At 75.0% G+C, this 10,195-nt stretch carries 8 protein-coding genes; 2 read left to right on the forward strand and 6 right to left on the reverse strand.

Going from position 1 to position 10,195, the window contains the following annotated elements; all coding sequences use genetic code 11:
* Positions 1–97 precede the first annotated feature (97 nt).
* The gene (locus tag AB0O40_RS36550; protein WP_365050356.1) at positions 98–1,525 is read left to right on the forward strand and encodes an MFS transporter; all 1,428 of its coding nucleotides are present in this window, start codon (positions 98–100) and stop codon (positions 1,523–1,525) included.
* Positions 1,526–1,628: 103 nt separating this feature from the next.
* Positions 1,629–2,666 (forward strand): methyltransferase, encoded by a 1,038-nt coding sequence (locus AB0O40_RS36555; protein WP_365050358.1) that lies wholly within the window; start codon positions 1,629–1,631, stop codon positions 2,664–2,666.
* A 95-nt stretch (positions 2,667–2,761) separates the two neighbouring features.
* On the opposite strand, the gene AB0O40_RS36560 is transcribed toward AB0O40_RS36555, so the two are convergent.
* From AB0O40_RS36560 to AB0O40_RS36585, 6 genes are all read right to left on the reverse strand, one after another.
* Positions 2,762–3,577 (reverse strand): HAD family hydrolase, encoded by an 816-nt coding sequence (locus AB0O40_RS36560; RefSeq protein WP_365050360.1) that lies wholly within the window; start codon positions 3,575–3,577, stop codon positions 2,762–2,764.
* Positions 3,574–4,770 (reverse strand): MFS transporter, encoded by a 1,197-nt coding sequence (locus AB0O40_RS36565; RefSeq protein ID WP_365050362.1) that lies wholly within the window; start codon positions 4,768–4,770, stop codon positions 3,574–3,576. Before AB0O40_RS36565 ends, AB0O40_RS36560 begins: the two co-directional genes overlap by 4 nt.
* On the reverse strand, positions 4,767–5,192 hold the full coding sequence (locus AB0O40_RS36570; protein ID WP_365050364.1) for a hypothetical protein: 426 nt from the start codon (positions 5,190–5,192) through the stop codon (positions 4,767–4,769). The genes AB0O40_RS36565 and AB0O40_RS36570 overlap by 4 nt, the downstream gene beginning before the upstream one ends.
* Before the next feature lie 51 nt (positions 5,193–5,243).
* Positions 5,244–5,933, reverse strand: a complete 690-nt coding sequence (locus AB0O40_RS36575) for an SDR family oxidoreductase (RefSeq protein WP_365050366.1) — start codon at positions 5,931–5,933, stop codon at positions 5,244–5,246.
* On the reverse strand, positions 5,926–6,633 hold the full coding sequence (locus AB0O40_RS36580; RefSeq protein WP_365050367.1) for a phosphoribosylaminoimidazolesuccinocarboxamide synthase: 708 nt from the start codon (positions 6,631–6,633) through the stop codon (positions 5,926–5,928). Before AB0O40_RS36580 ends, AB0O40_RS36575 begins: the two co-directional genes overlap by 8 nt.
* Before the next feature lie 208 nt (positions 6,634–6,841).
* Positions 6,842–9,775 carry an FAD-binding and (Fe-S)-binding domain-containing protein gene (locus AB0O40_RS36585; protein WP_365050369.1) on the reverse strand — a complete coding sequence of 978 codons (2,934 nt, stop codon included), beginning with the start codon at positions 9,773–9,775 and terminating at the stop codon, positions 6,842–6,844.
* Positions 9,776–10,195 lie beyond the last annotated feature (420 nt).

Genomic DNA, 10,195 nt, shown 5'->3' on the forward strand with positions numbered 1-10,195 from the left:
ACGACCCCGCCAACGACCCCGTCGACGAGCGCGTCGTCTCCCACATCTCCTCCATCGCCATCGAGGGCGGCACCGCCCACCCGGAGCTCAAGCTCGTATGACGAGCGCGCCCCCGGCACCCCGCAAGTGGCTGGTCCTGGCGATCTGTTGCATGAGCCTGTTCATCGTCGGCCTGGACACCACGGTCGTGAACCTGGCCCTGCCGTCCATCCAGGAGGACTTCCACACCGACGCCGCCGGCCTCCAGTGGACCATCGACGCCTACACGGTGGTGCTCGCCAGCCTGCTGATGCTGTCCGGCTCAACAGCCGACCGGTTCGGCCGGCGGCGCACCTTCCGGACCGGGCTCCTGGTCTTCAGCCTGGCCTCGGTGCTGTGCGGGCTCGCGCCGGACACCGGCTCCCTGGTCGCCTTCCGCATGCTGCAGGCGGTGGGCGGGGCGATGCTCAACCCGGTGGCGATGTCGATCATCGTCAACACCTTCCCCGACGACGGGGAACGCGCCCGGGCGATCGGGATCTGGGGCGGGGTCGCGGGCATGAGCCTGGCCTTCGGGCCGGTGGTCGGCGGTGCGCTGGTCGACGCCGCCGGCTGGCGGGCGATCTTCTGGATCAACCTGCCGGTCGGTGCCCTCGCCCTGCTGCTGACCACGCTGTTCGTCCCGGAGTCCCGGGCCGCGCAGCCGCGCCGGCTGGACCCGGTCGGCCAACTGCTGGTGATCACGCTGCTGGCGACCCTGACCTTCGGCATCATCGAGGGGCAGGGCCAGGGGTGGACCTCGCCGGTGATCTCCGGCTGCTTCGCCGTCGCGGCCGGGTCGGCCGTGGCGCTCGTCCGGTACGAACGCCGGCGGCCGGAACCGCTGTTGGACCTCACGCTGTTCCGCAACGCGTCGTTCAGCGGGGCGATCGCCGGCGCCGTGTGCGGCTTCGCCGCGCTGGCCGGGTTCCTCTTCCTCAACTCCCTGTACCTGCAGTCCGTACGCGGGTTCTCCCCGCTGGACGCGGGGCTGCTGACCCTGCCGATGGCGGCCATGACCCTGGTCACCGGGCCGCTGGCGGGGCGCCTGATCGGCGCCCGGGGGCCCCGGCTGCCGATGGCGGTCGCGGGCGCGGGCACCATGGCCTGCGGACTGCTGCTGGTCCGGCTCGGCCCGGACACCTCGCTGGGGTACCTGGCCGCCGCGTACGTGCTGTTCGGCATCGGCTTCGGCATGCTCGACGCCCCGCTCACCTACTCGGCGGTGTCCGGGATGCCCCGGGCCCGGGCCGGCGTGGCGGCGGCGATCACCTCGACCGGACGCCAGGTGGGGGCCGTGCTCGGGGTGGCCGTGCTCGGCTCGGTGACCACCGCCCGCATCGAGGGCCCGTTCGCCGACGGCTTCCCCGCGGCCAGCCACCTGGGCTGGGCGATCATGGCCGGCTGCGGCGGCGCGGTCCTGCTGCTGGCGCTCCTGACCGCCGGAACGGCCCGCGCACCGTCCCCGGTACCGGCCCCGGCGCCCGTACCGGCCCCGCCCGAGTGAGCCGGCCGCCCGGGTGAGCGGGCCGCCGGCCGAGCGGGCCGCCCGCCACCCCTCCACCGCACCTGACACACCGCACCACCGCACGCCTGACGGAGGCTCCGAAATGACCCAGACCGAGATCCCCATCGAGGTCCAGCTCCGACCGCTCTACAAGGCGCACTACCGCTTCCAGATCCTGAGCGCGGCCTTCCAGCTCGGTCTCTTCACGCTCCTGGACCAGGAGCCGGGCATCGGCATGAAGGACATAGCCCTGCGGCTGGGCCTCAAGGAGCAGCCGACCCGCATCCTGCTGCTGGGCTGCACGACCCTGGGCCTGCTGCACAAGGACGGGGCGGGCTACCGCAACACCGAGCTCACCAAGCCGCTCAGCGCCAACTTCGACGAGTCCCCGGCCTCCTTCCTCCCCTGGGAGCAGCAGGGCATCTACCGGGCCATGGGATGGTTCTACGAAGCCCTCAAGGAGGACACCAACGTCGGCCTGCACCGGGAGATCCAGGGCACCGCGCCGACCCTGTACGGGCGGCTGGCCGAGAACCCGGAGCTGGAGTCCACCTTCCACACGATGATGGGCGCGGTCAGCCGGCTGGCGGGCGAGGAGCTGGCGCAGAAGCTCGACCTCTCCGGGTACACGCACCTGCTGGACGTCGGCGGCGGCACTGCGGTCAACGCCTCGACGCTCGCCGCGCGTTGGCCCGAACTGCGGATCACCATCGGCGACCTGCCGTCCGTCTCGGCGGCCGCGACCGAGAAGATCGCCGAACTCGGCCTCGCGGAGCGGGTGTCGGCGGTGAGCCTGGACGCCTTCGAGGAGGAGTTCCCGACCGGGTGCGACGCGGTGCTGTTCGCGCACTTCCTGGAGATCTGGTCGGCCGACCGGATCCGGGCGCTGCTCGCCAAGGCCGCCCGGGCCCTGGAGCCCGGCGGCGGCATCTTCGTGGTCACGCCGTACCAGAACGACGAGGAGACCGGCCCGGAGCGCTCGGCCTACCTCTCCGCGTACTTCCACACCATCGCCTCCGGCGAGGGCATGGTGTACACGGGCCGGGAGTACGAGGAGTGGTTCACCGAGGCCGGCTTCGAGCCCGCGGGCCGGGTCCTGCTGGGCGCGGACACCGTCGTGATCTGCGGCGTCCGGAAGTAGCCCGGGCGGACCCGGACGGCCGTGCCCCGCGGCGCCCCTGGTGGGCGCGGCGGGGCACGGCCGTCTCCGCGCCGGGCGGGCGCGAGGTCAGCAGGTCAGCAGGTCAGCAGGATGTCGATCAGGGCGGCCACCGCGTCCTCGTCGTTGCTGGGAAGGATCAGGTCGGCGGCGGTGCGGACGTCGGCGGGAGCGTTGGCCGGGGCGGCGGACAGCCCCGCGGCCGCGAACATCCCGAGGTCGTTGAGGCCGTCGCCGACGGCGGCCGTGTCGGACTCCGCCAGGCCCAGCTCGGCGCAGAGCGCGCGCAGGGCCGCCGCCTTGCCGCTGCCGGGCGGGACCAGTTCGACGAAACTGCCGCCGGAGGCGGTGGCCAGGGCCGCCGCGCCGACGGCCGCCTGCACCTGCGCGACCACGGCCGCGTCGGTGCGCACCCCGGTGTGCACCAGCAGCTTGGGGACCGGCCCGGCGAGCACGGGCCACTCCCCCGGGCCGTGCCGGACCACCCGGCTCCAGTGCTCCGCCGCCGCGGCCGGGAACGGGTCCAGCAGCACCGTGCGGTCGACCAGGTCCAGCGCGCAGGACCAGCCGCGCCCGACCGCCCGTACCGCCTCCACCAGGGCCGTGGCCTCGGCGGGGGCGAAACCGAGCACCCGGCGCGGCCGCGGGTCGCCCGGGGCGTGCAGCACCGCGCCGTTGCTGTACGCCCAGTACGCCGAGCCGGGGACCGCGGCCGACACCTCCGGCCGCACGTCCCGGCCGGGCCGGGCGGTGATCACGGCCAGCGCGATCCCCGCCGCCGCGGCCCGGGCCAGGGCCGCGGCGACCGCGTCGGTGATCCGCCCGTCGGAGGTCAACAGCGTGCCGTCGAGGTCGCAGGCCAGCAGCCGGGGCCGCCGCGGGGGGCGGCTCATCCGGCCACCGCGGCGGTACCGGCCGTCGCCCGGGCGGACTCCGGCAACCGGTGGCACAGGAAGAGGAAGCCCACCCCCAGCAGGGCACAGACCGCGGTGGCGGCGGCCGCCGCGCCCGGGCTCGCGTACTCGAGCACCACGCCCGCCAGCCCCGACCCGAGGGCGGTGCCGGTGGTGAGCAGGGTGATCAGCCAGGCGAAGGCCTCGGTGACGGTCCCCTCGGGGGCCAGGGCGTCGACCAGGGTGAAGGAGACGACCAGCAGCGGCGAGAGGAAGAAGCCGGTGGAGAGGCTGACCAGCGCCATCACCGGGACCGGCGCCATCAGGGCGACCAGCAGGTAGGTGACCGTCAGGCCGGCGCCGAAGACCACGGCCTGGGCGGTGGGCGCCTTGGCCCACGAGCTGCGCCCGTAGAGCACGGCACCGACCAGCGCCCCACAGGCCGACAGGGCCAGCAGGGTGCCGGCGCCACCCGGCAGGTCGTGCCGCTCGGCGTAGGCCACCGCGACGATGTTCAGGCCGCCGATGGCGGTGCCGGCCCCGGCGAGGCCGAGGAAGAGCAGGACCAGCGCCCGGCTGCGCAGCGGGCCCAGCCAGTCCCGGGTCCCGGGGCTGCCCCGCCACTCCCGGGACGGCCGCGAGGTGGCCATGACCAGCGAACCGGCCAGGCAGAGCGCGGCCGAGAGCACCACGGCGGCCTCCGGGGGGCCGAGGGCCACCGCCGCCGACACCAGCAACGGGCCGCCGATGAAGACGAGTTCCTGCGCGGCCGCGTCGAGCGAGTAGGCCTTCTGCAGGTTCTCCTGGCCGACCAGCCGGGGCCACAGGGCCCGCAGCGACGGTTCCAGCGGCGGGGTGGCCGCGCCGGCCAGCACGGCGCCGGCCAGCACCACCGGCCGGTGCTCCGGCCCGAGGGCGATCAGCACGATGCCCGCACTGGACAACAGGGCGCTGATCACCAGGACCTGGGTCTGGCCCCAGCGGTCGACCATCCGGCCGAGGGCGGGGCCGCCGACCGCCCCCGCCACGGCGAGCACCGCGGTCGCGATGCCGACGAAGCGGAAGTCCGCGTCGTGGTCGCGCAGGGTGAGCGTCATGGCGAGGGCGGTCATGGCGGTGGGCAGCCGCCCGATCAGCGCGCCCCCGAGGGCGTGCGGAACGGACGGCTTGCGCAGCAGGGCCGCGTAACTCACGTACTCGTCTCCTGGTCAAGGAAGCGCAGGGACAGGCCCGCCACTTCGTCGCGGCACAGCCGCAGTTCGATCTCGGCGGGCCCCGAGCGCTGCCTGGCGGCCCGGTCGGGGCTCAGCGGGATCCACAGCCACCCGCTGTCCAGCCAGGCGAAGCCGACGCTCTCGTCCCGGCCGCGGCCCGGCGGGATGGCCGGGACCACGTCCTCGGGCAGGTCCGGCACGTCGACCGCGCAGACCCGGCCGTCGGCGGCGAAGGCCACCGCGGCGACGGCCCGGAAGGCGACGGTGACCGCCGGCACGGTGTCCGTGCCGGTCCCGGCCGGGGTGGGCAGGCCGGCCCCGGCGTCCCGGGTGGGGGACGCCGCGACCTCCAGTACGCCGGATCCGGCGTTCCATTCGGTGATGAAGCTTTGTGGCGCCATCACAACGCTCCCGTCAGTTGGCATGGGAAGGGTCCTCGTTCCGAGGGGCGGTCAGACGTGCTGGAGGCGTTCGAAGCCCACGGCCGGCGGGGTGCCGAGCCGGGCCGGCCGCAGTTCGACCTCGCCGAGCACGGTGTCGGCCGGCGCCGCGGCGACCCAGGACACGACGGAGGCCACCGATTCGACGCTCATCTTGTGCTCCGAGAGGTCGTCGTCGAAGTTGCGGATCGCGCCGGGGTTGAGCAGCGTGGTGCGCACGCCGTGCGGCCGTTCCTCCATCAGCAGGACCTCGGCGACGGACTTGAGCGCCGCCTTGGTCGCGCAGTACGCCAGCCCGCCCTCGAAGGGACGGTCACCGGCGTGCGAGCCCATCAGCACGATGTGCCCGCCCGCCGCGCGCAGGGCCGGCAACGCCGCCTGGATGATGCGGACGTTGGCGGTGAGGTTGACCCCGACGGCCTCGTCCCAGTCCTGCGGGCTGAGGTCGGCCACCCGACCCAGGCCCCGGGTGACGGCGTTCAGCACCAGCAGGTCGAGCGCCGGTACGTCCGCCAGCACCCGGCGGGCCGCCTCGAACGCGGCCTGCCCGTCGGCGAGGTCGGCGGTGACCGGGTCGGTGTGGTCCTCGCAGGAACGCCGGTTCAGGCAGCGCACGGCGTACCCGTCCTCGGCGAGCCGGAGCCGGATGGCCCGGCCGGTCCCCCGGTTCGCGCCCGTCACGAGCGCCAGACGCTCAGGCACGGGTGATGATCTGCATCAGCTCGGTCCAGCGCTTGATGATCTCCTCGCCGGAGGCGCCCTGGCGGAAGAGGTCCTTGTCGTAGCACTCCCCCGCGGCCGAGCGCAGCCGCATGCAGTCGGGCGAGATCTCGGAGTTGATGACCAGGCCGCGCTCCGCGTCGGGCGCGATGATCATGCAGAAGTCCCAGAGGTCCAGCGGCTCCAGCAGGGTGCGCAGCACCGTGTTGCAGCGCTGCGCGGCCTCGCGGTAGGCGTCCACGTCGATGCCCAGCAGGCGCAGGTAGTCCTCGCCGATCGGCTGGTCCTCGGGGTCGGTGCGGTAGTCGAACTTGACCACCGGGCGTTCCAGGACCTGGCCCTCGGTGAAGAGCCCGGGGTACTTGCGCATCGTGGAACCGGTGGCGCGGTTCTTGACGATGACCTCGAAGGGCGTGGACGGCCGGTAGTCGGCGAGGTAGGACAGCGGGCCGGTGCGCTCGCGGAAGACGGTGTGGACGCCCTCGGCGGCCAGTCGGCCGGAGACGTGCTCGAAGAAGTCGAGGCGCAACTCACCGGTGCCGTCGATGAGTTCGTGGCGGTTGTAGGTGAAGCTCGCGAGTGACGGGATGAGTTCGACGAGGCAGGTGTCCTCGTCGACTCGCCAGACCTTCTTGCTGCGACCGGTTATGTCGGGGGTCCGGGACATCACATCGGTATGCACGCGTGGGTTCCGTTCTGGTTCGCGCCGCGAACCGGTAGGAGGCGGGAACCGGAACCCGGCTCGCGCCGGACCACGGCGGCCGGGGTCTCCGGACGCGCGTAGACGCGGGCATCGCCGGGTTCGGCGGTCCTCGTTTCGGCCAAGATCACTGCATCGACCCTGCGCCGGAGCTCCGAGATCCGTCAAGGGCGCTGATGAGCCACGGTCCTTACCGACTGGCCGGATCATTTCGGCCGGTTCCATCCGGTAGCAGCGCTTCCGCGACCAATTGGGCCAGATGGACACCCCGCCGCCCGGTCTGCTGCTCGATCTGGGTGCGGCAGCTGAAGCCGTCCGCCAGGACGTACGTGTCGGGGGCCGCCGCCCGGACCGCCGGCAGCAGGGTCTGCTCCGCCGCGGCCACCGAGAGGGCGTAGTGCTCCCGCTCGAAGCCGAAGTTTCCCGCCAGGCCGCAACACCCGGCCGGCAGCTCCGTGTTGGCCACCCCCATCCGCCGCAGCAGCTCGGCCTCCGCGCCGAAGCCGGTGGTGGCGTGCTGGTGGCAGTGGGTCTGGCTGAGGGACCGGGCGGCCAGCGGCGGGGGCGTCCAGTCGGGGGCCCGCCGTGCCAGCAGCTCGGCGAGGCCGACCACCGAGGCGGCCACCGCCGCCGCGTCCGCCGCCGGGCCCGGCTCCCGGCCCAGCAGCTCGGGCAGGTCGCCGCGCAGGGCCGCGGTGCAGCTGGGCTCCAGGCCCACCACCGGCAGCCCGGCGCGCGCCGCCGGGGCGAGGGCGGCGACGGTCCGCCGGGCCACCCGGCGGGCGGTGTCCAGCTGCCCGGTGGTGATCCAGGTCAGCCCGCAGCAAGGGGTGCCCGCCGGAACCCGCACGGTGAAACCGGCCGCCTCCAGCACGGCCACCGCGGCGCGCGGCACCTCCGGGGCGAAGTGGTCCGAGAAGGTGTCGGCCCAGAGCAGGACGGGCCCCCGCGGGCCGGGCGGCCGCACGGGCCGGGCCCGGAACCACGCCAGGAAGGTCCGGTCCGCGAACCGCGGCAGCGCCCGCTCGGGGGCGATCCCGCCCAGCCGCTTGACCAGCGGGGCGAGCGGGCCGCCGGTGAGGGCGTTGACCGGGCCCGGGGCCCGGGCCGCCAGCCGGGCCAGCAGCGGCAGCCAGCCCATGGCGTAGTGGGCGGCGGGCCGGAGCCGGCCCTTGTAGTGGTGGTACAGGAACTCCGCCTTGTACGTGGCCACATCGACCCCGACCGGGCACTCGCTGCGGCAGGCCTTGCAGGACAGGCACAGGTCGAGCACGTCCCTGGCCTCGGCCGACCGCCAGCCGTCCGGCAGGAGTTCACCGCGGGTCAGCTCGTACAGGATCCGGGCCCGACCGCGGGTCGAGTCCTTCTCGTCCCGGGTGACCCGGTAGCTCGGGCACATCGCGCCGGTGCCCGGACCGGTGCTCACGCACCGGCCCACCCCGACGCAGCGGCGGGTGGCCTTGGCGAAGTCGCCGTCGTCCGCGGGGTAGTCGAAGACGGTGGCAAGCGGAAGCGGAATCCGGTCCGCGGGAATGCGCAGATCGCCGTCGGCCGGGCGCGGGTGCACGATGATGCCGGGGTTGAGCCCCCGGTCCGGGTCCCAGGCCTCCTTGTACGCGGCGAAGGCCGCCATGGCCCGCGGGGAGTACATCAGCGGCAGGAACTCCGACCGGGCCTGGCCGTCGCCGTGTTCCCCCGACAGCGAGCCGCCGTGCGCGGCGATCAGCGCGGCGGCCTCGGTGCCGAAGGCGCGGAAGACGGCGGCGCCCTCCGCGGTGCCGAAGTCGAAGTCGATGCGGACGTGCAGGCAGCCCTCGCCGAAGTGCCCGTAGATCGCGCCGGTCAGCCCGTGACGGTCCATCAGTGCACGGAACTCGCGCAGGTACGGGGCCAGTCGGGCGGGCGGCACCGCGGAGTCCTCCCAGCCCGGCCAGGCCTCGGAGCCGTCCGACCGCCGGGTGGCCAGGCCCGCGCCGTCCTCGCGGATCCGCCAGAGCCGGCGCGCGTCGGCGCCGTCCCCGACGATCCGGCTGCCGGTGTGGCCCTCGGCCGCGGCGGCCGTTTCGGCCAGGGCCCGGGCCCGCTCGGGGAGTTCGGACCCGGCCCCGCCCAGCTCGGCGAAGAGCCAGGCCCGGCCGGCCGGCAGGCCCGCGAGGGCGGCGCGGGTCTCGGGGCGGGTGACCACCTCGGTGAGCGCCTGGTCGAGCCCTTCCAGCGCCAACGGCCGGTGCTCCAGCAGCGGGAGGACCGCCCCGGCGGCCGCGTAGGCGTCGGTGAAGCCGAGGACGACCAGCGACCGGGCCGGCGGCGGGGCGGTCAGCCGGAGGGTGGCGGACAGCACCAGGCCCAGGGTGCCCTCGCTGCCGACGAAGGCCCTCGCCAGGTCGAAGCCCCGCTCCGGCAGCAGGTGTTCGAGGGCGTACCCGGAGACCTGGCGGGGGAAGCGGCCGCACTCGGTGCGCAGGGTGGCCAGGTGGTCCGCGGCCAGCCGGTGCAGGGCGCCGATCAGCCGGCCCCGGTCGTCGTCCCGGGCCGTGGCCGCCGCGACCTCCGCCGGGCTCATCGGTCCGAGCCGCAGGACCGTGCCGCGGTAGGTGACCACCTCCAGCTCGAGGACGTTGTCCGCGGTGCGGCCCCAGGCCAGGGAGTGGGTGCCGCAGGCGTTGTTGCCGATCATGCCGCCGAGGGTGCAGCGGCTGTGGGTCGAGGGGTCCGCGCCGAAGAGCAGGCCGTGCGGGGCCGCGGCGGCCTGCAGCTCGTCCAGCACGATGCCGGGCTGGACGGTGGCGGTGCGGGCCTGCGGGTCGAGGGCGAGGAGGCGGTTGAAGTGGCGGGAGAAGTCCAGCACCACGCCCGCACCGACGGCCTGGCCGGAGGTGCTGGTACCGGCGCCGCGGGCGGTGACCGGCACGCGGTGCGCCCGGCAGACGGCGAGGGCCGCCAGCACGTCGGCCCGGTCGCGGGGAAACACCACCGCGAGCGGCACCCGGCGGTAGTTCGACGCGTCCGCCGCGTACGCCCCCCGCGTACCCCGGTCCCCCGCCACCTCGCACCCCGCCCCCCGCAACGCCCCCACGACGCCCCGCCCCCGGCCCCCGCCCCACTCCTCACCCACACGTCCCATCCCCCGACGGTACCCCCGCCCCACCCGCTCCGACCGGGGCGCCACCGGGCCGGCCCCGACCTCGCCCGCACCCCCGCCGGCCACCGTCGCTGCGCCCGCCCCACCGGCCTGACCCAGCCTCGCCAGGGCTGCCTCCCACCGGTGGCAGTGGCCCACCAGCCCCGCCGGCGTTCGAGGCGACCACCGCGAAGCAGCGGTACGGGCCTACCAGCCTCGCCGGCGTTCGAGGCGCGGGGTCCGGGGCGGAGCCCCGAAAGCCCGTCGCGCAGCGGCGGTGTGGGGTCCGGGGCGCAGCCCCGTCGTCCCCTTACCAGCCCCGCCGGCGTTTGAGGCGCGGGGGATCCGGGGGCGGCGCCCACCGGTTTCGGGAAGGGGCGGGGTGGGGCCGGCTCCGCGCAGCGGCCGGGCGCGGGCCCGGAC

The organism is Streptomyces sp. NPDC089919 (genome assembly GCF_040684615.1).
Classification (GTDB): Bacteria; Actinomycetota; Actinomycetes; order Streptomycetales; family Streptomycetaceae; genus Streptomyces.